At 40.0% G+C, this 22,590-nt stretch carries 21 protein-coding genes; all 21 read left to right on the plus strand.

What is annotated here, in order from left to right; translation table 11 throughout:
- The first annotated feature begins 224 nt into the window (after positions 1–224).
- The 21 genes from glyA (at position 225) to OSO01_RS21180 (ending at position 22,550) form a co-directional block, all read left to right on the plus strand.
- Positions 225–1,460, plus strand: coding sequence for a serine hydroxymethyltransferase (glyA, locus tag OSO01_RS21080; protein ID WP_147212460.1), 1,236 nt, complete (start codon positions 225–227; stop codon positions 1,458–1,460).
- 429 nt (positions 1,461–1,889) lie between these two features.
- Positions 1,890–2,519 (plus strand): uracil phosphoribosyltransferase, encoded by a 630-nt coding sequence (upp, locus tag OSO01_RS21085; RefSeq protein ID WP_147212435.1) that lies wholly within the window; start codon positions 1,890–1,892, stop codon positions 2,517–2,519.
- Positions 2,520–2,709: 190 nt separating this feature from the next.
- Positions 2,710–4,908 carry a S8 family serine peptidase gene (locus OSO01_RS21090; RefSeq protein WP_246145269.1) on the plus strand — a complete coding sequence of 733 codons (2,199 nt, stop codon included), beginning with the start codon at positions 2,710–2,712 and terminating at the stop codon, positions 4,906–4,908.
- Positions 4,909–5,379: 471 nt separating this feature from the next.
- Positions 5,380–5,772, plus strand: a complete 393-nt coding sequence (locus OSO01_RS21095) for an ATP synthase subunit I (protein ID WP_307725864.1) — start codon at positions 5,380–5,382, stop codon at positions 5,770–5,772.
- A gap of 54 nt (positions 5,773–5,826) precedes the next feature.
- Positions 5,827–6,549, plus strand: a complete 723-nt coding sequence (gene atpB, locus OSO01_RS21100) for a F0F1 ATP synthase subunit A (protein WP_147212436.1) — start codon at positions 5,827–5,829, stop codon at positions 6,547–6,549.
- A 47-nt stretch (positions 6,550–6,596) separates the two neighbouring features.
- Positions 6,597–6,809, plus strand: a complete 213-nt coding sequence (gene atpE / locus OSO01_RS21105; protein ID WP_147212437.1) for a F0F1 ATP synthase subunit C — start codon at positions 6,597–6,599, stop codon at positions 6,807–6,809.
- Positions 6,810–6,982: 173 nt separating this feature from the next.
- Positions 6,983–7,510: a F0F1 ATP synthase subunit B gene (gene atpF, locus OSO01_RS21110; protein WP_147212438.1), complete on the plus strand. Its 528-nt coding sequence runs from the start codon at positions 6,983–6,985 to the stop codon at positions 7,508–7,510.
- A complete protein-coding gene (locus tag OSO01_RS21115; protein ID WP_147212439.1) occupies positions 7,507–8,052 on the plus strand; it encodes a F0F1 ATP synthase subunit delta in 546 nt (181 codons plus the stop codon). Before atpF ends, OSO01_RS21115 begins: the two co-directional genes overlap by 4 nt.
- 18 nt (positions 8,053–8,070) lie before the next feature.
- Positions 8,071–9,582, plus strand: a complete 1,512-nt coding sequence (gene atpA, locus OSO01_RS21120; RefSeq protein ID WP_147212440.1) for a F0F1 ATP synthase subunit alpha — start codon at positions 8,071–8,073, stop codon at positions 9,580–9,582.
- An 81-nt stretch (positions 9,583–9,663) separates the two neighbouring features.
- Entirely contained in the window at positions 9,664–10,524 is an 861-nt protein-coding gene (atpG, locus tag OSO01_RS21125) for an ATP synthase F1 subunit gamma (protein ID WP_147212441.1), read from the plus strand.
- A gap of 33 nt (positions 10,525–10,557) precedes the next feature.
- Positions 10,558–11,955 carry a F0F1 ATP synthase subunit beta gene (atpD, locus tag OSO01_RS21130; protein ID WP_147212442.1) on the plus strand — a complete coding sequence of 466 codons (1,398 nt, stop codon included), beginning with the start codon at positions 10,558–10,560 and terminating at the stop codon, positions 11,953–11,955.
- A gap of 75 nt (positions 11,956–12,030) precedes the next feature.
- Positions 12,031–12,429 carry a F0F1 ATP synthase subunit epsilon gene (locus OSO01_RS21135; RefSeq protein ID WP_147212443.1) on the plus strand — a complete coding sequence of 133 codons (399 nt, stop codon included), beginning with the start codon at positions 12,031–12,033 and terminating at the stop codon, positions 12,427–12,429.
- A gap of 378 nt (positions 12,430–12,807) precedes the next feature.
- Positions 12,808–13,056: a DUF1146 family protein gene (locus OSO01_RS21140; protein ID WP_147212444.1), complete on the plus strand. Its 249-nt coding sequence runs from the start codon at positions 12,808–12,810 to the stop codon at positions 13,054–13,056.
- A gap of 53 nt (positions 13,057–13,109) precedes the next feature.
- Entirely contained in the window at positions 13,110–13,907 is a 798-nt protein-coding gene (locus tag OSO01_RS21145; RefSeq protein ID WP_147212445.1) for a YwmB family TATA-box binding protein, read from the plus strand.
- A gap of 36 nt (positions 13,908–13,943) precedes the next feature.
- Positions 13,944–15,275, plus strand: coding sequence for a UDP-N-acetylglucosamine 1-carboxyvinyltransferase (murA, locus tag OSO01_RS21150; protein ID WP_147212446.1), 1,332 nt, complete (start codon positions 13,944–13,946; stop codon positions 15,273–15,275).
- Positions 15,276–15,937: 662 nt separating this feature from the next.
- Positions 15,938–16,762 (plus strand): D-aminopeptidase DppA, encoded by an 825-nt coding sequence (gene dppA, locus OSO01_RS21155; protein ID WP_147212447.1) that lies wholly within the window; start codon positions 15,938–15,940, stop codon positions 16,760–16,762.
- A 175-nt stretch (positions 16,763–16,937) separates the two neighbouring features.
- Positions 16,938–17,870, plus strand: coding sequence for an ABC transporter permease (locus OSO01_RS21160; RefSeq protein ID WP_147212448.1), 933 nt, complete (start codon positions 16,938–16,940; stop codon positions 17,868–17,870).
- Positions 17,871–17,872: 2 nt separating this feature from the next.
- Positions 17,873–18,829 (plus strand): ABC transporter permease, encoded by a 957-nt coding sequence (locus tag OSO01_RS21165; RefSeq protein ID WP_147212449.1) that lies wholly within the window; start codon positions 17,873–17,875, stop codon positions 18,827–18,829.
- A 9-nt stretch (positions 18,830–18,838) separates the two neighbouring features.
- Positions 18,839–19,843, plus strand: a complete 1,005-nt coding sequence (locus tag OSO01_RS21170; RefSeq protein WP_147212450.1) for an ABC transporter ATP-binding protein — start codon at positions 18,839–18,841, stop codon at positions 19,841–19,843.
- A gap of 15 nt (positions 19,844–19,858) precedes the next feature.
- The gene (locus OSO01_RS21175) at positions 19,859–21,535 is read left to right on the plus strand and encodes a peptide ABC transporter substrate-binding protein (protein WP_147212451.1); all 1,677 of its coding nucleotides are present in this window, start codon (positions 19,859–19,861) and stop codon (positions 21,533–21,535) included.
- Positions 21,536–21,635: 100 nt separating this feature from the next.
- On the plus strand, positions 21,636–22,550 hold the full coding sequence (locus OSO01_RS21180) for a S66 peptidase family protein (RefSeq protein WP_147212452.1): 915 nt from the start codon (positions 21,636–21,638) through the stop codon (positions 22,548–22,550).
- Positions 22,551–22,590 lie beyond the last annotated feature (40 nt).

Below are 22,590 nucleotides of genomic sequence, written 5' to 3' on the forward strand. Positions count from 1 at the left end.
CTGATGGGACTGCGATTACTCGTCCCACCAAAAGCGTTACTCACGTATTTAAAAGCATACGCTCCGTTCAGAAAAAGCTTGTCGCCTTAAACTTCTTGGTCCTATTTATCGGACTTTTTGAACGTGTATTAACAGATTGGATTCTTTATTCCTTTCCCCTCAGTTTGGACAACAAATAATAATTCTTTCACACTTTACCTTACATAGGAGGCTGTACACTAATGATGGAATATGTAAAACAAGCAGATAATGAAGTTTTTCAGGCAATGTTACAGGAGAAAGAGCGTCAGCAGGATAAAATTGAGCTGATTGCTTCAGAAAACTTTGTATCCAGAGCAGTTATGGATGCAATGGGCTCCATACTTACAAATAAATATGCTGAAGGTTACCCGGATAAGCGCTATTATGGCGGTTGTGAGTATGTTGATATTGTAGAGGACCTTGCAAGAGAACGTGCCAAGGAAATATTCGGCGCAGATCATGCCAATGTACAGCCTCATTCCGGTTCTCAGGCGAATATGGCAGTTTATTTTACTTTTCTTGAGCCGGGAGATACGGTATTGGGAATGAATTTGAACCACGGCGGACATTTAACACATGGAAGCCCGGTTAACTTCAGTGGCGGTTTGTACAATTTTGTTGACTATGGTGTGGATAAAGAGACAGAACAGCTGGATTATGACGCTGTTTTGGAAAAAGCAAAAGAAGTAAAACCGAAATTGATTGTTGCCGGTGCAAGTGCCTATTCACGAAGCATCGATTTTAAAAAGTTTAGGGAAATTGCAGATGCTGTCGGTGCTTATCTGATGGTTGACATGGCACACATTGCCGGGTTGGTTGCTACAGGTCATCATGAAAATCCGGTTCCGCATGCTGATTTTGTCACAACAACAACGCATAAAACATTGCGTGGACCACGTGGAGGTATGATTCTTTGTAAAGAAGAATATGCGAAAAAAATTGATAAAGCGATCTTCCCGGGAATTCAGGGCGGGCCTTTAATGCATATCATTGCAGCAAAAGCTGTTTCCTTTAAGGAAGTCTTATCTGATGATTTTAAAGCATATTCCGGAAACATTATCGACAATGCAAAAGCACTTGGCGAAGCATTGCAAAAAGAAGGCATCCGCATTGTTTCAGGCGGAACAGACAACCATTTGTTATTATTAGACGTTACACCATTGAACCTTACAGGAAAAGTAGCAGAAAAAGCTCTAGATGATGTTGGCGTAACAACAAACAAAAATACAATTCCATTTGATACCGAAAGCCCATTTGTAACAAGCGGGGTCCGCATCGGAACCGCAGCAGTAACAACACGCGGATTCGGCATTGAAGAAATGAAAGAAATAGCAGAAATCATCTCACTTACATTAAAAAATTACGAAGACGAAGCAAAACTAAAAGAAGTCAAACAACGCGTACAAGCACTAACAGAAAAATTCCCACTCTATAAATAAATTATCCCCAATGTGGATAATAGATTACTATTTTAAATAAAACTCAAAAATCTGCAGAGTAGTCCACAACTACTCCGCGGATTTTTTATTTCTATATTTAAATTTTTGCTCTTTTTGAGTCTGACTATATAAATTGAGTGGTTAAATTATATTTTTAATTTTTCATAAGAAATTCTAACTAGCTCCAGAAAAACACGGAAAGCGTAGTGTTTTTCTGGAGCGGCCGCTGCTAGACTTCCATTAGTACCCATTACATATAAAAGAATAAATATAAAACCAACTTGATTTCTCAACAAATCAAAGCGATAATAAAAAGGAAATTAAAATTTTTGAAATAAACTATTATTAATATAACCATAAAGATTACTTGAAAGCATACATGATTTTCAGTACAATTTGAACGATATATAATTTTAGGGAGTGATCGGCATGAGTAATGTATTTGTATTTGATCATCCGTTAATTCAACATAAATTAACGTATATTCGTGATAAAAATACAGGAACAAAAGAATTTCGCGAGCTTGTGGATGAAGTTGCAATGCTAATGGCATTTGAAATTACAAGAGACTTACCAACATCTGATGTAGAAGTGGAAACACCTGTAACTACATCAAAATCAAAAGTATTGGCTGGTAAAAAGCTTGGACTGGTACCTATTCTTCGTGCAGGCTTAGGAATGGTAGATGGTGTGCGGAAATTGATCCCGGCAGCAAAAGTTGGACATGTAGGCTTATACCGTGATCCAGAAACGTTGAAACCGGTAGAATACTACGTCAAATTACCGAATGATATTGAAGAACGTGAGCTTATCGTAATTGATCCAATGCTCGCAACAGGCGGATCAGCAAATGATGCAATTGGTGCTTTGAAAAAACGCGGTGCCAAAAATATTCGTTTGATGTGCCTGATTGCCGCTCCAGAAGGCGTGAAAGCAGTACAGGAAGAACATCCGGACGTGGATATTTACTTAGCAGCATTAGATGAACGGCTTGATGACCATGGTTATATTATTCCTGGTCTTGGAGATGCGGGAGACCGTTTATTTGGAACTAAATAACAGAACGAAAAACAGACTGGATAATAGTATTCAGTCTGTTTTTATATCCAGCAGAAAATCACAGCTTCAGTTCCTGTGGATAAACATTAGAAAATATCCTCTAAGCACGTTGTGTATAACTTTAAAGGTTTAAAAATTTGCATAAAATAACATCTATTCACGAAAACTACTCTACAGAGGTGGAGATGTTATGTGGAATAAGATGATATGCTTTTTTGCTGTCTGCTTGATTTTAACGCAGATGCAGATTGATAATGATACGCATGCCGAAGAGCTCAAGCAAACACTCATTATAGAAGTGGAAGGCGACCCTAATAAAGTAAAAGAAGAAATAGAAGCTTATCATCCATTTGTGGAAGTGGTAGCTGTTTACGATATTGTTTTTAAGGGGCTGGCCGTGGAAGGGAAAGCAGAACAATTAGCCGGACTGGGTTCGATAGAACAGATTAAGGCATTTCATCAGAATCAAACTTATCAAGCCCTGCCTTTCCAAGCTGATAATGCTGATGTGATTGAAAAGATGGATCCTTCCAAATCTAAAGCCTATGATTTGAATGAAACATCTTACACTGGTAAGGGAGTTAAGGTTGGCATTATTGATACAGGAATTGATTATAATCATCCGGATTTAGAGAAAAATTATCAGGGCGGCTATGATCTTGTTGATTTTGATGATGAGCCGATGGAAACGACACCGGAGGAAGGCCCTGCCACCTCACACGGAACGCATGTTGCAGGGATTATTGCGGGTGATGGGGATATGAAAGGTGTAGCTCCAGATGCAGAAATCTACGCATATCGTGCATTGGGACCAGGGGGAACAGGCTCTACGGTTCAAGTATTAGCTGCTATGGAAAAAGCGATAGAAGATGAGGTTGATATTATAAACCTTTCATTAGGAAATGACGTAAATGTTCCTGATTACCCGACAAGTATTGCTGTTAATCGTGCCAGTGAGCTTGGGATTATTGTTGTGATTGCCAATGGAAACAGCGGTCCAGATGCATGGACAGTCGGATCACCGGCAACAGCAGACCGGTCTGTATCTGTAGGAGCATCCACCACACCACAGAAAAATCCTGTACTTATTGATACATTTGAAAAAAAGGAAATTTCCTTAGTAGAAGCGGTAGGAGCCCCTGCGTGGGAGCTGAATCGTTCTTACCAGCTGGAAGATATGGATAATATGGAACAGGGACAATCCATGCACGGAAAAATTGCTCTTACCAGACGTAAGGAAATACCCTTCTTTGAATTGGCTCTTCAAGCCGAAAGTATGGGAGCAGAGGCTTTAATTATTTATAATTCGGAGCCTGGACCGCTCCAGGCATCTGTTCAGAATAACCGGCAGCCTGTAAACATTCCGGTTGGATCTATTCAAAAGGAAGAAGGGGAATGGCTGCAGTCGCAAATCAATCAAAGTACTTATTTTATCGATGCTGCTCAAAAAGACAATTTACTAACGATTGCTCCTTTTAGCTCCAGGGGGCCGGTTGCCGTCCAATGGGCTATTAAACCGGATATCTCAGCGCCCGGGGCTGCTGTTTGGAGTACCGTTCCAGGAGGATACCAGGCAATGGATGGAACCAGCATGGCCGCTCCTCACGTGGCAGGAGCCTTTGCTGTTTTGAAAGAAGCACATCCAAACTGGACCGACAAGCAGCTGATTGGTGCTCTAAAAACAACAGCACAGCCTTTTGAAGAAAAAGAACACCGATTAAATGCAACAACTCAGGGAATGGGGTTGCTGCAGCTTGAAGCTGCGATAGATACTTCTGCAATTATCTATGACCCGCAATTGGAGTTTGGCAAGTTGAGCCGCTATCAGGAAGAGTTTACGGAAACAATAACAATAGAAAACAAAACGGAGAAAGAACAAACATATTATTTTGAGACGCCGGAACGAAAAGACGGTTTAGTGTGGAGTCTTCCACAGAGCTTCACCGTCCAGCCTAAGGAGCAAAAAGAAATAACATTGAAGCTGTCAATGAATCGGGACCGTTTAGAAGAAGGTGTTCATGAAGGATGGCTGACACTCAGAGAGGCTGAGAAAAACTATGATCTGCCATACATTATTGTAAACCAGGAGGCCGATCAGCCAAAGACAGCAGGCTTTGAATTTTACCTGGAACCCTTCGAACAAGAAAACTATAAATATCAATATTATTTAACTGAACCGGTGAAGAGCCTGGAAATCAACCTGTACCAGCCGGAGACTTTCGTATTTGAACGGAAGCTGCTGAAGGAAGCAGAGCTTGAAAAAGGGATGCATGAAGGAGTTCTCAGTAAAGAAGAGGCCGGAGCACCCGGATATTACCTCGCATTAATTACTGCTGAGCTTGAGAACGGAGAATTTGAACAGGTAGAGACCCTCATTTTTATACAATAAAATAAACCAGAATTCGACATTTTTTATAGTTGAAAAGACATGTTCACAAAACTGTCAAATTGAACAAAAAGCATTTGTGAATCCATTTGCCGGAAATGGGGTTCACAAGTGCTTATTTTAATAAGTATAAAGGTTGATTTGAAGCAATTTATTACGGTTTAAGAAATACCTCGTATATTGCGTTATACACATTGACAACTGTTACAGGCGTATTGTAAACTTATTTAGTGTGGAGAAAAAGGGAGAGCAGGTAGAGCCCATGTGAAATTAAGACGCTTTCTAAAGGATGCTAAACAGCATTTCTCTGCCTTCTATACATAGATGCAAATAGTATGTAACACCTCCGCATCTAAGACTACAAGTAGTATTGCCTAGCAAGAAATTCCCCAACTTGATTGAAAACGGATGCAAACCTATGTTCTATCGCAGTAGTGTATCTAGTTGACGGGCAGCATTAGGAGTGAAACAGCAATGATGTCTAATTTTGATAGTATGGTTACACGTCAACGAAAATGGATGCTTTACTGGTTAGCAATCTTGGTACTTTGCGCTGGATTTCTACCCTATACCCGAATTTTTCTCGGATTAATCTTAGGTAGTAGTATTAGTCTTTATAACTTGTGGTTACTGCAATACAAGTCGGAAAAACTCGGCGAAACGATTTCGGCAGGCAGGAAATCGAGGAGTGGGCTAGGTACATTCTCCAGAATGGCTGCGGCAGTTTTGGCAGTTGTCATCGCCATGCGTTTTGAGGAGTATTTTCATCTATATGCTGTAATTATTGGGATTGTTTCTTCTTACTTGATTATGATGATAGATTTTATTGTCTATCAGATTACTATGCGTAACCAGAAAGAAGACTAATCCTCCAGTATTCCATTTTACTTACAAATAGTTCTTGGTAAAGGGGTGATAATTTTGGATCACGATAATCCAATAGTTCATGATATTTTTGGGATACCAGGTGCGGATTTAAATCTTTCAAATCTATTAATGACTTTTATTGTGTCACTTATTGTATTTGTTTTTTGTGTATGGGGAAGCAGAAAATTACAAATGAAGCCTAAAGGGATGCAAAACTTTATGGAGTGGGCAGTAGAGTTTGTACGAGGCATTATAAAAGACAATATGGATTGGAAAACAGGAAGAGTATTTCTTCCACTTGGATTAACACTTATCTTTTATATCTTAGTAAGTAACCTTATTGGGGTAGCCACTGTTGGAACAGTCGGGCATACCCTGTGGTGGAAGTCACCGACAGCAGATGCTGTTATGACATTAACGCTGTCAGCAATGATCATCGTGTTGACACATTACTACGGTATAAAAGTTCAGGGTACAAAAGCTTACTTTAAAACATATGTAAGTCCAGTACCGCTTATGTTGCCATTTAAAATTGTCGAAGAATTCACAAATACATTAACGTTGGGTCTTCGTCTATTCGGTAACATTTACGCTGGAGAAATTTTATTAGGACTCCTGGTAGGTTTAGCAACATCAAGTATATTCGGATTTTTTGGAGCTGCCATTCCAATGCTGGCATGGCAAGGATTCAGTGTGTTTATCGGCGGTATTCAGTCATATGTATTCGTCATGTTAACAATGGTGTACATGTCTCATAAAGTGAGCTCAGACCATTAAATAAAGCAATAATTTATTTTTTACACATAAAAAGGAGGAAATTATTCATGGGAGCTTTAGCAGCAGCAATCGCAATAGGATTAGCAGCATTAGGTGCTGGTCTTGGTAACGGTATGATCGTAAGTAAAACAGTAGAGGGAATTGCACGTCAGCCAGAATTAAGAGGTCCGCTACAAGGTACTATGTTTATCGGGGTAGCACTAGTTGAGGCGATTCCAATTATCGCAGCGGTTATCGCGTTTATGGCAATTTTCCAATAAACCGCATTTTCTAAAATATAATGGCGAAGTTCATCTTAGGGGAGAATCTTCGCCATTCCTTTATGCAGGATAAACATTTTACAAAAAACAACTAGTACAAGTTTTCGTGTGTAACATACAGAATAGAACCAGTTCTATTCTATGATGATGTCTTAGCGGAAGGAGTGGAGTTCGTGCATTCATATATTGATTTATTAACAGTTGGTGCAAGTGTCGGCGGATTACGTTGGCCGGATATGCTGGTTCAGCTATTTTTCTTTATTGTACTCCTTGCATTGGTGAAGAAATTCGCCTGGGGTCCATTAATGAATAAAATGGAAGAACGTGAGCAATACGTGGCGAATGAAATCGAAGAAGCTGAAAAAAGCAGAGCAGATGCAGAAAAAGCTTCTAAAGATGCAGCTGAGCAATTAAATCAGGTAAGAGCAGAAGCTCAAAAAATGATTGAAGATGCAAAATCAGCCGGTATCAAGCAGGAAGAACAAATTATTGAATCTGCAAGAAAAGAAGCAGAGCGTATTAAAGAAGCAGCTCAGGCAGATATTCAAAATGAGAAAGAAAGAGCTATTCAAGCATTACAAGATAAAGTGGCCTCTCTATCTGTATTAATTGCAAGCAAAGTTATTGAGAAAGAACTAAGCGAGCAGGATCAGGAGAAGTTAATCAACGAATACATTAAAGAGGTAGGAGAAGAGCGATGAGTAGTGCAGTAGTTGCAAAACGATACGCAGATGCTCTTTTCAGACTTGGAGTAGAACAGCAAAAATTAGAACAGTTTGCAGCAGATTTAAAAGTTGTAAAGCCTGTTTTTCAAAATGATAAGAAATTAGCTAAATTCCTGACGCATCCAAAGATTGATAATGCAAAAAAGAAACAGCTTGTAGTTGAAGCATTCCAAGGGTTGGACAAGACCGTTTTGAATACACTTCAATTACTGGTGGATCGCCATAGAACATCGATCATTCCAACCATTATCGACGAATACATTTCTTTAGTAAATGATGCAAAAGGAATGGCAGATGCTACAGTTTATTCGACAAGAAGTTTATCGGATGAAGAAAAGAGTCAATTAGAACGCTCTTTTGCTGTCCGTTTGGGAAAAAGCGCAGTTCAACTTAACAATATCGTCGACCCGTCCATTCTTGGCGGAGTAAAAATCAGAGTTGGAAATACGATTTATGATGGTACAGTTAAGGGTAAGCTAAATCGAATCTCCCGTAGTATTGTGTCTGCTAATAATTGATGATAGGGGTGAAATGGTATGAGCATTAATGCTGAAGAAATTAGTACGCTGATAAAAAAGCAAATTGAAAATTTTGATTCAGACATAGAAGTTACTGATGTTGGAACAGTTATTGAAGTTGGAGACGGTATTGCACGTGCACACGGACTTGATAATGCAATGGCCGGAGAGCTGCTGGAGTTTTCTAATGGAGTAATGGGCTTAGCTCAGAACTTAGAGGAAAGCAATGTTGGTATCGTTATTCTTGGGCCTTACCAGGATATTAAAGAAGGTGACGAAGTTCGTCGCACAGGTCGTATTATGCAAGTACCGGTTGGGGAGGAGCTTTTAGGACGTGTAGTCAACCCTCTTGGTCAGCCAATTGACGGAAGAGGAGCAATTGAAACATCCAAAACCCGCCCAATCGAAGCGCAGGCGCCAGGTGTAATGGATCGTAAATCCGTTGATGAGCCATTACAGACAGGTATTAAAGCAATTGATGCACTCGTGCCAATTGGACGTGGACAGCGTGAGTTGATTATTGGTGACCGTCAAACAGGTAAAACAACTGTTGCCGTTGACACCATTTTGAATCAGGCTGACCAGGATATGATTTGTATTTATGTGGCAATTGGCCAAAAAGAATCTACCGTCCGTGCTACAGTAGAAACATTCCGTAAACATGGTGCGTTAGATTACACGATTGTTGTAACTGCAGGTGCATCTGATCCGGCTCCATTACTATACTTATCACCTTATGCAGGTGTAGCGATGGGTGAGGAGTTCATGTATAACGGGAAGCATGTTCTTGTTGTATATGATGATTTATCTAAGCAGGCAGTAGCTTATCGTGAACTTTCCTTGCTATTACGCCGCCCGCCAGGCCGTGAAGCATTCCCGGGAGACGTATTCTATCTGCATTCACGCTTATTAGAGCGTGCAGCTAAGCTGAGTGATGCAAGAGGCGGCGGTTCTTTAACTGCATTACCTTTTGTTGAAACACAGGCTGGCGATATCGCAGCGTATATCCCTACAAACGTTATCTCTATTACAGATGGTCAGATTTTCTTACAATCCGACTTATTCTTCTCAGGGGTACGTCCGGCGATTAACGCAGGTTTATCCGTATCTCGTGTAGGTGGATCCGCACAAATTAAAGCCATGAAAAAAGTTGCCGGGACATTACGTCTTGACTTAGCTTCCTTCCGTGAATTGGAGGCATTCTCGCAATTCGGTTCTGATTTGGATAAAGCTACTCAGGCAAAGCTTAATCGTGGTCAACGTACTGTTGAAGTATTGAAGCAGGGTCTTCATAAACCAATGAGCGTTGAAAAACAGGTTGCAATTATTTATGCATTAACAAGAGGATTCTTAGATGATATTCCTGTTGAAGATATTTTACGCTTTGAAGAAGAAATGAATATCTGGATTGAGCATAATCAAAATGATATTTTCACAACAATTCGTGAAACAGGCAACCTGCCGGATGAAAAAGAATTCAGCGGAGCAATCGAAAGCTTCAAGAAAACATTCTTACCATCTAATCAATAAGATGTCTATAATAGAGAAGTAAAAAGGACCGAAACGAAAATCTTCGGTCCGCATTCCTTATAGGAAAGTGTGGTGAAAAGCTTGGCATCACTTAGAGATTTAAAAGGAAGAATTGACTCTACGAAAAAAACAAAACAAATCACCGGAGCAATGGAGCTTGTATCAGCATCGAAAATGTCCAAGGCAGAACAGAATGCACGTGGATTTGTTCCTTATGCGGATAAATTGCAGGAAGTCGTGAGCAGTATTGCGAATTCCAGTACGGATGCACAGCATCCAATGCTTATTAAACGGGAAGTGAAGAAAACTGGTTATTTAATTATTACTTCTGACCGTGGTTTGGTTGGAGCTTACAACAGTCATATTTTAAAAAGTCTTGTAAATAACATTGAGAAAAAACATTCCAGCAAGGATGAATATACAATTATTGTTATTGGAAGAAAAGGTTATGATTTCTGCCGTAAGCGCGGACTTCCAGTTTCTCAAAGTATATTGGGAATGCCGGACCATCCAACATTTGCGGATGTGAAAAACCTTGCTTCAGAAGCAGTGCAAATGTATGCTGATCAGGAAGTTGATGAGCTTCACATTATTTATAATCATTATGTAAGTGCAATCTCTCAAGTAGTTACAAACAAACAGCTTTTACCAATTGCTGATTTAGGTGAACAGGAAGCTCCTGCGTCTGATTATGAATTTGATCCGAATCAGGAAGAAATTCTGGAAGTACTTTTACCTCAATATGCTGAAAGCTTGATTTTTGGTGCATTACTTGATGGAAAAGCAAGTGAGCATGCTGCAAGTATGACAGCAATGCGAAGTGCTACTGATAATGCAAATGAACTGATTGGTGATTTAGAACTTTCATATAACCGTGCACGTCAAGCAGCTATTACACAAGAAATTACCGAGATTGTCGGCGGTGTAGCAGCACTTGAATAGTCACTCAGGTAAGTTAAGTCAGGAGGGAAACAGATGACGAAAGGACGCGTAACACAGCTGATGGGGCCGGTCGTTGATGTACGATTTGAAGATGGACAGCTCCCGGCTGTAAACAATGCACTGATAGTACGCAGTGAAAGACCAGGTGAAGATTTAACGCTGGAAGTAGCACTTCATCTTGGGGATAATAGTGTTCGTACAATTGCTATGTCCTCAACAGATGGTTTCCAGCGTGGAGCAGAAGTAGAAGATTTAGGTCGACCAATTTCTGTACCGGTTGGAGATGTTACATTAGGACGAGTATTTAACGTTTTAGGTGAAAAAATTGACTTAGATGAGCCGCTGCCGAATGATGTACGCTTAGAGCCAATTCACCGTGAAGCTCCAAAATTTGAAAATCTGTCTACAGAAACTGAAATTTTGGAAACTGGTATTAAGGTTGTAGACTTACTTGCACCATATATCAAAGGTGGTAAGATTGGTCTGTTTGGTGGAGCCGGCGTAGGTAAAACCGTATTAATTCAGGAGTTAATCAACAATATCGCTCAGGAGCATGGTGGTATTTCCGTATTTGCGGGTGTAGGTGAACGTACTCGTGAAGGAAATGACCTTTACTATGAAATGAGTGACTCTGGTGTTATTGCAAAAACAGCAATGGTATTCGGTCAGATGAACGAGCCGCCTGGTGCACGTATGCGTGTAGCATTAACTGGTCTTACAATGGCAGAATATTTCCGTGATGAACAAGGTCAGGACGTATTATTGTTCATTGATAACATTTTCCGTTTCACACAAGCAGGTTCTGAGGTATCCGCACTTCTTGGGCGTATGCCGTCAGCCGTTGGTTACCAGCCGACACTTGCTACCGAAATGGGACAATTACAGGAACGTATCACTTCAACGGATAAAGGTTCTGTAACCTCTATTCAAGCAATCTATGTTCCTGCCGATGACTATACTGATCCGGCACCGGCAACTACTTTTGCACACTTAGACGCAACGACTAACTTAGATCGTAAGCTTTCTGAGCAAGGTATTTATCCTGCCGTGGATCCATTAGCATCAACTTCCCGTGCGCTTGACCCGGAAGTAGTTGGTCAGGAGCATTATGAAGTAGCAGTAGAAGTACAACGTACACTTCAAAAATATCGTGAATTGCAGGATATTATTGCAATCCTTGGTATGGATGAGTTAAGTGAAGAGGACAAGTTAGTTGTTTCCCGTGCACGTCGTATTCAGTTCTTCTTATCGCAAAACTTCCACGTTGCTGAGCAGTTTACTGGCCAGCCTGGTTCGTATGTTCCGGTAAAAGAAACGGTTCAAGGCTTTAAAGAAATTCTCGCAGGAAAGTACGACGATCTTCCTGAGGATGCCTTCCGTCTTGTTGGAAGAATTGAAGAAGTTGTTGAAAAAGCAAAAGCTTCGGAATAATAGACAGCTGAGGATAATTCATAAAAGTGTATCATCCTTTAAGGCCTTCCAGCCAGCTGTTAGGAGGGGTAAACAGTGAGTACATTAACAGTAAGTGTCGTCACTCCTGAAGGTCCGATTCTGGAAGATAGCTTTGATATGGTCGTCTGTAAAGCGGAAACCGGTGAAATTGGTATCCTGCCAAAACATATTCCGCTTGTCGCTCCATTACAGATTAGTATTGCCCGCTTGAAAAAAGCAGGCGATACGCGGCAGGTTGCAATCAGTGGAGGTTTTATGGAAGTACAGCCTGATAAGGTTACTATCCTGGCACAGTCTGCTGAAACCGCTGATCATATTGATATTCTGCGTGCAAAAGAGGCAAAAGAACGTGCGGAGAAACGTCTTCAGGATAAAAGCGATACAATAGATAGATATCGTGCTGAACTTGCATTAAAACGGGCAATTAATCGTCTGGAAATCGCAAATTCATAAGAGAATATTTTGAAATAAACTCCTTGTCCATTTATTTAGGCAGGGAGTTTATTTTATAAGCAGTAGAAAAAATCATCATAAATTGACACTGTAATTCATTCTTAAAGTAGTGATTACCGAAAAAAAAGCGAAATATGTTATAATTTCCCGGGAAATGATTTGATGCAAATATGATTTTGCATTATAAGACAAAATATAAAAGTTGGATTAGATATTTATTTACTTACTTTTTCAATGCGGATGAATTAGAGTAAAAATTTTAAAATTGCCATCCATTTTGCGGGGTGTGAGTACTCACCATATAATCTCTAATGAAATTGTCATCATATATTCCTATGAGGTAATTTTTAATCCACCATTGAAAGAAAGGAGATTTCCATGTTTTCAGCAGGCCAATTGGCTTTAATCAGTATCTTTTCACATCTCATGTTTATTTATCTGACCTGGAAAGTTATTACAGCGATTCGGATTGAAACAATATTTAAAAAAGGAAGATCTGCCGAAGCGAGAGTTTTTCTTTTGTTTATAACGATTGTTATCGGAACAGGAGTAAGCAATTTTTTCCTCGATATATTAAAATGGTCAGGTGATTTAATTTATCTGTTTTCTTTCATAAATATGTATTGAACTAAACACTTCTGTCAAAACTAAGATTAATAGATTTGATAGGAGGGTTTTTTATGTTTCATAGAATTCTTTTCAGTTCTAATTTCCCCTTTACAAACGTAAGATTCTTTCATGCATTTCAAAATCCGGTTCAGCTTAAAAAGCAGGCTTTTTGCTTACTGCTTGTTATTTGCTTTGTTGTGAATCAAGCCTTCAGTCAGCCTCATCAGACAGATGAAATGGAAGACTTAGCGGCTTTTGCAGAAGAGTATGATCTGTCAATTAACTTTTGGGAGGTTACAATGAAAGAACAGCTGGAAACAGAGCGTGCAGAGGGTCTTATTCAAAGCTTGGAAGCAAAGTATACATCATATGAGGATAAGGATGAAAACCGTTTAAAATATACATTTGAAAGTCGTCACAAAAATGATCCTTTCTACGTAATATATAATGTGATTCTTCCTTTGGATAAGAATGAATCAGCAGAAGTAATTATTGTATTGCACGGGACTGATTGGGATAATCAAATAAGCCAAAAGTATCAGAAAGAAAAAACAGCTATACTAAAGGATTATTTAACAAAAGAGTCACAATTATATACTTGTCTATCTGTACAAGATAGTGGTATAATGAATCACGATGTATTTGTAAATAAAGCAAAAATATATTTTAATATAAAGCATATATCGACTAAATATGACAATATAGAAAATTCAAGGATTGAAAAAAGTACATATGGGTATACAAAAACATGGGAGCAGTTTTATTACATGGAAAATAACCCAAAAAATGTGCAAATTGCTGCTGTTGCTGATCGTCAAGGGGAAATAAGTTTTATGGTAGGAACACCTATCCTAATCAATGAATATTAATAATAGGGAAATTAGATTCTGAAGGGGATTTATGACATGGAAAAAATCATCGTTGGTGGCGGACGAAAGTTAGAAGGCACTGTACGTGTAGAAGGTGCTAAAAACGCAGTCCTGCCTGTACTTGCTGCTAGCTTAATTGCTAGTGAAGGAAAAAGTATTATAAAAGAAGTGCCAGTATTAGCAGATGTATACACAATTAATGAAGTACTTCGAAACTTAAATGCCAATGTGGAATTTGATTCAACAGAAAATACAGTAATGATTGACGCTTCTAACAAGTTGGAAACAGAAGCCCCATTTGAATATGTAAGAAAAATGCGTGCATCCGTGCTTGTGCTGGGACCGTTATTAGCCCGCTATGGACACGCAAAGGTAGCTATGCCGGGAGGATGTGCAATTGGATCACGTCCAATTGATTTACACTTAAAAGGCTTTGAAGCAATGGGCGCTGACATTCATGTCGGTAATGGTTTTGTAGAAGCAAAATCAAACGGCCGTCTTCAAGGTGCGAAAATTTATTTAGATATGCCAAGTGTAGGAGCTACAGAAAACATTATGATGGCAGCTGCATTAGCAGATGGAAAAACTGTTATCGAAAATGCAGCGAAAGAACCTGAAATTGTTGACTTAGCTAACTACCTGAATAAAATGGGAGCAAGAATTGTTGGAGCTGGTACAGAAACAATTCGTATTATTGGTGTGGAGAAACTTCATGGTACAGAACATACAATGATTCCAGATCGTATTGAAGCAGGAACATTTATGGTTGCAGCAGCAATTACAAATGGAAACATATTAATAGAAAATGCTGTACGTGAACATTTAAGTTCTGTTGTTTCAAAATTAGAGGAAATGAACGTTCAAGTTTTAGACGAAGATGGCGGCTTACGGGTTATTGGCTCCGATGCTATTCGCTCTACAGACATCAAAACCTTACCTCATCCCGGTTTCCCAACAGATATGCAATCACAAATGATGGCATTGATGTTGTGTGCTAAAGGAACAAGCGTAATAACAGAAACTGTATTTGAGAATCGTTTCATGCATGTGGAAGAATTCCGCCGTATGAATGCGAATATTAAAATTGAAGGTCGCAGTGTGATTATCGAAGGTCTTTCTGAACTTCAAGGTGCAGAAGTAGCAGCTACAGATTTACGTGCAGCGGCAGCACTTATCCTTGCAGGACTTGTAAGTGAAGGCTATACAAGGGTTACAGAATTAAAACACTTAGATCGCGGATATGTCGATATCGTAGGTAAATTAGCGAATCTTGGCGCAGACATTAGACGCATCGATGAAAATGGTGTCGTGATTCAGCCGTTGGGCGTAGAAGAAAATGTCGAATTAAATGAATTTATCACTGAATAATTAACTATGAATAAATCAAAAAAAGATGTACCTTATGCGGGTACATCTTTTTTTGATTTATTACAATCTATATAAAAGATAGCAGCTCCAACGGGTTTGATTGGGCAAGTAATCTTATTAGGCCCAGAAATACACTACGTTTTCTGTGGCTCCTAAACTATAGGTGCAGCCAGAGCTAAAGTGTCGCTTATACCCCTAGTAAAAAAGAAGGGCATTTATTCCCGCGCTACTCTTTTCAACGGAACTAGGACTACAATTATTCGTTCCACCAAAAAATGTCCGCTTGCATTAGTTTCATTTCTTGTAAGAAAGCAAAATGAAGCATATTTATTCATAGATGGGAGCGGCTCCCCGGAGCGGACATCTTCTTGGCAAGAACACCAAAACTTTAAAGATCAAATGATTGTTAGAATGCTCCTAAATGGTAGCAGTATATATTTCTATACAGCGTATATAGGTATTAAGAATTATTTTTGAATTCGTATTAAATAGATATGATTAGTAATATGTTATGCTTAAATAGCAGTCTATTCGTTTTTCTGAAAAATGGTTAGAAAATAAAATGAATATCAATTCACTTTTTTCCAATATATCTCTTCTCACTTTGGCAAAAACATGCTATATTTAGAGAAAATTACTAATATTTCGATTGGATGATGAGAATGAAAATTTATATGTCCGTTGATATGGAAGGAATAACTGGTCTTCCAGATGCTACCTTTGTAGACTGGAGAAAGCATAATTATGAAAGAGCCCGAAAAATCATGACGGAGGAAGCGAATTATGTCATTCAGGCTACGTTTGATTATGGAGCCGAAGAAGTTTTAGTTAATGACAGTCATTCTAAGATGAATAATTTGCTTATTGATCGAATTCATCCGGATGCACTTTTAATAACCGGAGAAGTGAAACCGTTTTCAATGATGCAAGGTTTAAATGATACGTATAGCGGTGCTTTTTTTGTAGGCTATCATGCAAGAGCTGGACAGTATGGAGTGATGTCACATTCCATGATACATGCTGTCAGGAATTTCTATATTAATGATCATTGTATTGGTGAAATGGGGATGAATGCCTATCTTGCCGGATATTATGGTGTCCCTGTTTTATTTGTAGCAGGAGATGATCAGGCAGCAGCAGAAGCAGAGAAATTAATACCTAATGTGACTACTGCTGCTGTGAAAGAGACCATTTCCAGATCATCCGTAAAAAGTTTAACACCAAAAAAAGCCGGGCTGCTGCTTAAGGAAAAAGTCAAGCTTGCCCTCGATCAACGCGGTCTTGTAAAGCCGCTGATACCTCCAGAAAAGCCGGAGCTGACAATGGAGTTTAATAATAGCGGTCAGGCAGAATGGGCGAATTTAATGCCAGGAACAATATGGATTCCAGGCACAACAAAAGTCCGTTTTCAGGCAAAAGATATAAAGGAAGCCTATCAAGCTATGCTGGTAATGACAGAATTAGCAATGCAGACAACTTTTTCTTAGAGTTCTTGAACATCCTCTTAAAGTGTAATGAATACAAAAAACAAACATATTTATCATTAATAACAAGCCGGTTTATTCTCTTATTTATACAAGCTTACTTTTCTCCTTCTATTTATGAAGGGGATGTCTGACAGGAATAGTGTATGAAAAATTTTAGGATAGCGTGGTGAAACATATGCTGAAATATATTTTAAAGCGTTTATTAATTATGATTATCACACTATGGGTGATTATTACACTTACTTTTATATTGATGATTAATATACCCGGCTCTCCTTTTAATAGCGATCAGTCCTCCAATGCGACGGTACAGGCCAACCTGGAGGCCCATTATAATCTGGATCAGCCTTATTACATACAATATCTGCTCTACATAAAATCGATTGTCACTTTTGATTTTGGACCTTCTATCAAACAACCTAACCAGACTGTGAACGATCTCTTATCGAGAGGATTTCCGATTTCTTTTGAGCTGGGGATTATCACGATTGCCGTTGCAGTAGTTTCAGGGATACTAGTTGGAATCATTGCCGCGCTCAGACATAACGGATTTCTGGATTATTTAACAATGGGAATAGCAGTTTTAGGTATTTCCATACCAAACTTTATTTTAGCGACACTTCTTATCCAACAGTTGGCTGTAAACCTGGAAATATTCCCGACAGCTACCTGGAGAAGCCCTGCTCATATGGTGCTGCCGGTGCTTGCGCTGGCCACTGGCCCAATGGCAATCATTGCCCGGCTGACTCGCTCCACCATGCTGGAGGTGCTGACACAGGATTATATCAAAATGGCTAGAGCAAAGGGCTTGTCTCCTTGGAAGGTAATCTTTAAACATGCGCTTAGAAACGCATTAATGCCAGTAGTAACGATTATGGGGACTCTATTTGCCGGAATTTTGACAGGAACCTTTGTGATTGAACAAATTTTTGCGATCCCGGGAATGGGAAGATACTTTGTGGAAAGTATTAATCAGCGTGACTACCCGGTTATTATGGGGACGACTGTTTTCTACAGTGCCTTCTTGATTATTATGCTTTTTATTGTGGATATTGTTTACGGCATACTCGATCCACGGATTAAAATGCATCAAAAAGGGGGCAAATAAAGATGAAATCAAAAGAAGAGATCGAATACACGCAAACTGCTGCCAATGTCCCTGATGAATGGTTTTCCTGGAAAGAGCGGGATAAAGAAAAGCTGGAACAAGTATCCCGTCCATCCCTGTCCTATTGGCAGGATGCCTGGCGCCGCTTAGTTAAAAATAAAATGGCTATGCTTGGTCTTATATTTTTGGTGCTGCTTACTATTATGGCAATTATCGGTCCAATACTCTCACCTTATGAGGTGAATAGACAGAGCCTTCCCGATCAATATCAGCCGCCGTCTATGGAGCATTGGTTCGGTACAGATAATGCAGGGAGAGATGTTTTTACACGTACTTGGTATGGCGCCAGAATATCCTTGTTTGTAGGTTTTATAGCTGCTTTAATCGATGTAACCATCGGTATTATCTGGGGAGGAATCTCCGGCTATAAAGGTGGCCGTACTGATAACGTGATGATGCGTATTATTGAAGTTTTATATGGTTTACCATACTTATTAGTTGTTATTTTACTCTTAGTTGTGCTCGGTCCAAGCCTTGGAACCATTATTCTGGCACTGACAATCACCGGCTGGGTAGGGATGGCCCGAATCGTGCGGGGACAGGTTTTGCAAATAAAGAATTATGAATTTGTCCTCGCATCTAAGTCATTTGGCACAAAAACATCCCGGATTATCCGGAAGAATCTCCTGCCGAATGCGATGGGGCCGATTATTGTTCAGATGACTTTGACGATCCCATCAGCAATATTTGCCGAAGCATTTTTAAGTTTTATCGGTCTGGGAATTCAGGCTCCATTTGCCAGCTGGGGAGTAATGGCAAATGATTCGCTGGGGGCTATTTTATCCGGAAACTGGTGGACATTGTTCTTCCCGGCATTCTTTATTTCCTTTACGATGTTTGCTTTTAATGTGCTGGGAGACGGTCTTCAGGATGCGCTCGATCCGAAATTAAGAAAGTAGGTGGACAACTTGGAAAGAATACTTGAAGTAAATGATTTGCATGTTACATTTACAACCTATGGAGGGACAGTCCAAGCTGTCAGAGGTGTCAATTTTCACTTGGATAAAGGGGAAACACTGGCGATTGTCGGTGAATCAGGATGTGGTAAGAGCGTTACCTCTAATGCCATTATGCGGCTGATTCCAGATCCTCCAGGAAAAATTACAAAGGGCTCCATTATTTTTAAAGGACAGGATTTAGCAGCTTATTCAGAGAAAAAAATGCGTGCCATTCGCGGTGTTGATATTTCTATGATTTTTCAAGACCCAATGACAGCGTTGAATCCGACCTTAACGATAGGTACACAGCTTATGGAAGGTTTAAAAGAACATAAGAAAATTACAGGTACTCAAGCGAAGCAAAAAGCGATTGAAATGATGGATCTGGTTGGTATTCCCAATCCGGAAGAACGCTTAAAACAATATCCTCACCAATTCAGCGGAGGAATGCGTCAGCGGATTGTCATAGCTATTGCACTTATTTGTGACCCTGATTTACTGATAGCAGATGAGCCGACAACTGCATTGGACGTAACGATTCAAGCACAGATACTGGAGCTGTTTTCAACGATTCAGCAGCGGACTGGTGTATCAATTATTTTGATTACGCATGATTTAGGTGTTGTTGCAAAAATAGCGGACCGTATTATCGTCATGTACGCTGGAAAAATTATTGAATCTGGAAGTAAGCGGGACATATTCTATCGGCCGGAGCATCCATATACGCAGGGGCTGCTGAATTCTGTCCCTAGATTAGACGCAAAAGAAGAGCTGAAGCCGATTGCCGGCACTCCACCTGATTTATTCTCACCTCCAAAAGGATGTCCATTTACGGCACGCTGTCCTTTTGCGATGGAGGTGTGTGATAAAGTTTATCCCGTTTCCAATAGAGTCAGTGATTCACATCAAGTGGATTGCTGGCTGCAGGATGAACGGGCTAAGCAGCTTATAGCTGCTGAGGTCTTACAAACTTAAAAAGGGGGCAAGACAATGAAGGAAAGGAAGCTTTTATGGGTTCTCCTGGTGATGTTAACGGCACTATTTCTCGCTGCATGTACAGCGAATGAGGATGCTGGGGAAGCGCCGGAGAATACAGACACAACAGAAGAAGGTAATGGTGAAGATGGTGAAGCAGCAGAAGAAACGCCAGATCTGGATGGAAAGACATTATATATTAATAACGGCCAGGAACCGACATCATTCGATCCGTCAGTTGGATTTGATCAGCTATCCTGGGATCCTTTGAACAACCTGATGGAAGGGTTAACGCGTTTAGATGAAAATTCAGAGGCTGCTGAAGGTGTGGCAGAGAGCTGGGACATTTCTGAAGATGGTTTGACGTATACCTTTCATATACGTGAAGATGCCAACTGGTCCAATGGGGATCCGGTAGTAGCAGAGGACTTTGTCTTTGCCTGGAAGCATATGTTAGATCCAGAAACAGCTTCTGCGGCAGCATTTTTAGCTTACTACATTGAAGGCGGCGAGGAATATAACAGCGGTGAAGGATCAGCCGATGATGTGAATGTAACTGCCATTGATGATAAGACATTGGAAGTTGTTTTAATCCAGCCGACTGGATTTTTCTTAGACCTGCTTACAAATCCGGCATTTTTCCCGATTAATCATCAGGTTGCAGAAGAAACACCTGACTGGTATGCAGAAGCAGATACATTTGTGGCAAATGGGCCATTTATGCTGGACTCATGGGAGCATGACAGTGAAATGATTTTTGCCAAGAATCCGGAGTATTGGGATGCCGATGCAGTTAATTTAGATTATGTGCATTTTTCCATGGTGAATAACACGAATTCACAATACCAAATGTTCCAGACAGGTGAGTTAGATACAGCGAGCATTCCTCCAGAAATGTCAGATGAATTAATTGATGGAGACAATGTATTTATCGGCGAAAGCGGCGGTCTGGAATTCTATCGTTTTAATCTGACAGAAGAGCCATTTCAAAATAAGAAAATCAGGCAGGCAATTTCTTACGCAATTAACAGAGATGATATTGCAGAATACGTAGTAAAACAGGGAGTAGAACCGGCATATGGTTTTGTATCACCAGGCTTTACAGCGCCGGACGGAAAAGATTTCCGTGAAGAAAATGGTGATTTGCTGTCATTTGATCCGGAGCTTGCTCAGGAACTGCTGGAAGAAGGAATGCAGGAAGAAGGATATGACGAACTTCCGCCGATTGTTTTAACTTACAGTACTAGTGATGTTAACCAGGCAGTAGCAGAAACAATGCAAAATATGTTGAGTGAAAACTTGGGTGTCGATGTCACACTGGAAAATCAGGAATGGAACGTATTCGCAGAAGCACAGCAAAACCTTGAATTACAGTTCTCCAGAAGTTCGTTTCTTAATGATTATGCTGACCCGGTCAACTTCCTGGAAAGCTTTATAACGGATTCTTATATGAATCGGACTGGTTTTTCAAGTGAAGAATACGATGAGCTTATTGAAAAAGGTAAAAGTGAAACAGATGAAGAGCAGCGCTATGAGTATTTATATGAGGCTGAAAGAATTCTGGCTGAAGAAATGATTGCTATGCCAATCCGCTACTACAATGTAGTTGTACTTGAAGCAGATGGTGTGGAAGGAATTCTTCGTCATCCGGTAGGATACTTTGATCTGAAATACGCAGACAAGACAGAATAAGAAAATAGATAGGCTCATGTACCGGCCTTCAGGTCCCTTGAGCCTATCTCTATTTTAAAGAAATATACTTTCCTGTTTGTCGGAAAAGGGGGATACATACATGCTTTCTTATCGTTTAAAGCCTGGGGATACCATTGGAATTATTGCGCCGGCAGGTCCTATAGAGCAAGAAAAACTGGAAAGATCATTCTCCTTTTTTGAAAATATGGGCTTAAAGATAAAGTTAGGAGAACATGTCTATGATCAATATGGCTATTTAGCAGGGAAGGACACAAATCGTTTAGCCGATTTTCATCGAATGGTTGCTGACCGGAATGTGAAAGCAATTATTTTCGCAAGGGGAGGTTATGGAACAGGTCGCATCATTGATAAAATAGACATGGAATTAATCAAAAAGAACCCTAAAATTATCTGGGGATACAGTGATATTACATTTTTACATACAGCAATCCGCCAAGCGACCGGCTTAATTACTTTTCACGGTCCAATGCCGGCATCGGATATGGTGAAAAAAGACTTTGATACACTTTCGAGTCAATTATTCAGGCAGCTGTTTGGTCCGACTAACCTTATTTATTCGGAGAGTATTTCCCGGCTTACTGTCTATCGAGAAGGAGAGGCCTCAGGGAAAATCGTCGGCGGAAATCTGTCGCTGCTTGTACAAACGCTTGGCACCCCTTATGAAATTTCCACAAAGGATAAATTATTATTCATAGAGGATATTGGTGAGGAGCCTTACCGGGTTGACGCGATGATGAATCAGCTGCGTTTGGCCGGCAAGCTGCAGCAGGCTGCCGGGATAATTATCGGTGATTTTGCAGAAGCAGACCCTAAAGTACAACCAAGTCTGAGATTGGAAGAAGTTTGGAAGCATTATTTTAAAAATTATAGAAAGCCGGTTATTGCCGGTTTCCGAATTGGTCATTGCTTTCCACATTTCTCTATTCCTTTGGGAGTAGAAGCAACTTTATCCAGCAGGACGAAGACTCTCCAGCTGTCACCGGGAGTGCGTTAAGCATATAAGAGGAGTCATATATTTAGAAAGGGGCGTTTAC

Source organism: Oceanobacillus sojae, from assembly GCF_007991515.1.
Classification (GTDB): domain Bacteria; phylum Bacillota; class Bacilli; order Bacillales; family Amphibacillaceae; genus Oceanobacillus; species Oceanobacillus sojae.

What these genes read in the sequence shown, in the direction of transcription:
- atpE (WP_147212437.1), top strand. Translation starts at nt 6,597, where the DNA reads ATGGGAGCTTTAGCAGCAGCAATCGCAATAGGATTAGCAGCATTAGGT.
- OSO01_RS21115 (WP_147212439.1), top strand. Translation starts at nt 7,507, where the DNA reads ATGAGTAGTGCAGTAGTTGCAAAACGATACGCAGATGCTCTTTTCAGA.
- OSO01_RS21145 (WP_147212445.1), top strand. Translation starts at nt 13,110, where the DNA reads ATGTTTCATAGAATTCTTTTCAGTTCTAATTTCCCCTTTACAAACGTA.
- OSO01_RS21165 (WP_147212449.1), top strand. Translation starts at nt 17,873, where the DNA reads ATGAAATCAAAAGAAGAGATCGAATACACGCAAACTGCTGCCAATGTC.
- OSO01_RS21180 (WP_147212452.1), top strand. Translation starts at nt 21,636, where the DNA reads ATGCTTTCTTATCGTTTAAAGCCTGGGGATACCATTGGAATTATTGCG.
- upp (WP_147212435.1), top strand. Translation starts at nt 1,890, where the DNA reads ATGAGTAATGTATTTGTATTTGATCATCCGTTAATTCAACATAAATTA.
- OSO01_RS21095 (WP_307725864.1), top strand. Translation starts at nt 5,380, where the DNA reads ATGATGTCTAATTTTGATAGTATGGTTACACGTCAACGAAAATGGATG.
- dppA (WP_147212447.1), top strand. Translation starts at nt 15,938, where the DNA reads ATGAAAATTTATATGTCCGTTGATATGGAAGGAATAACTGGTCTTCCA.
- glyA (WP_147212460.1), top strand. Translation starts at nt 225, where the DNA reads ATGGAATATGTAAAACAAGCAGATAATGAAGTTTTTCAGGCAATGTTA.
- OSO01_RS21090 (WP_246145269.1), top strand. Translation starts at nt 2,710, where the DNA reads ATGTGGAATAAGATGATATGCTTTTTTGCTGTCTGCTTGATTTTAACG.
- atpA (WP_147212440.1), top strand. Translation starts at nt 8,071, where the DNA reads ATGAGCATTAATGCTGAAGAAATTAGTACGCTGATAAAAAAGCAAATT.
- OSO01_RS21175 (WP_147212451.1), top strand. Translation starts at nt 19,859, where the DNA reads ATGAAGGAAAGGAAGCTTTTATGGGTTCTCCTGGTGATGTTAACGGCA.
- OSO01_RS21140 (WP_147212444.1), top strand. Translation starts at nt 12,808, where the DNA reads ATGTTTTCAGCAGGCCAATTGGCTTTAATCAGTATCTTTTCACATCTC.
- atpD (WP_147212442.1), top strand. Translation starts at nt 10,558, where the DNA reads ATGACGAAAGGACGCGTAACACAGCTGATGGGGCCGGTCGTTGATGTA.
- OSO01_RS21160 (WP_147212448.1), top strand. Translation starts at nt 16,938, where the DNA reads ATGCTGAAATATATTTTAAAGCGTTTATTAATTATGATTATCACACTA.
- murA (WP_147212446.1), top strand. Translation starts at nt 13,944, where the DNA reads ATGGAAAAAATCATCGTTGGTGGCGGACGAAAGTTAGAAGGCACTGTA.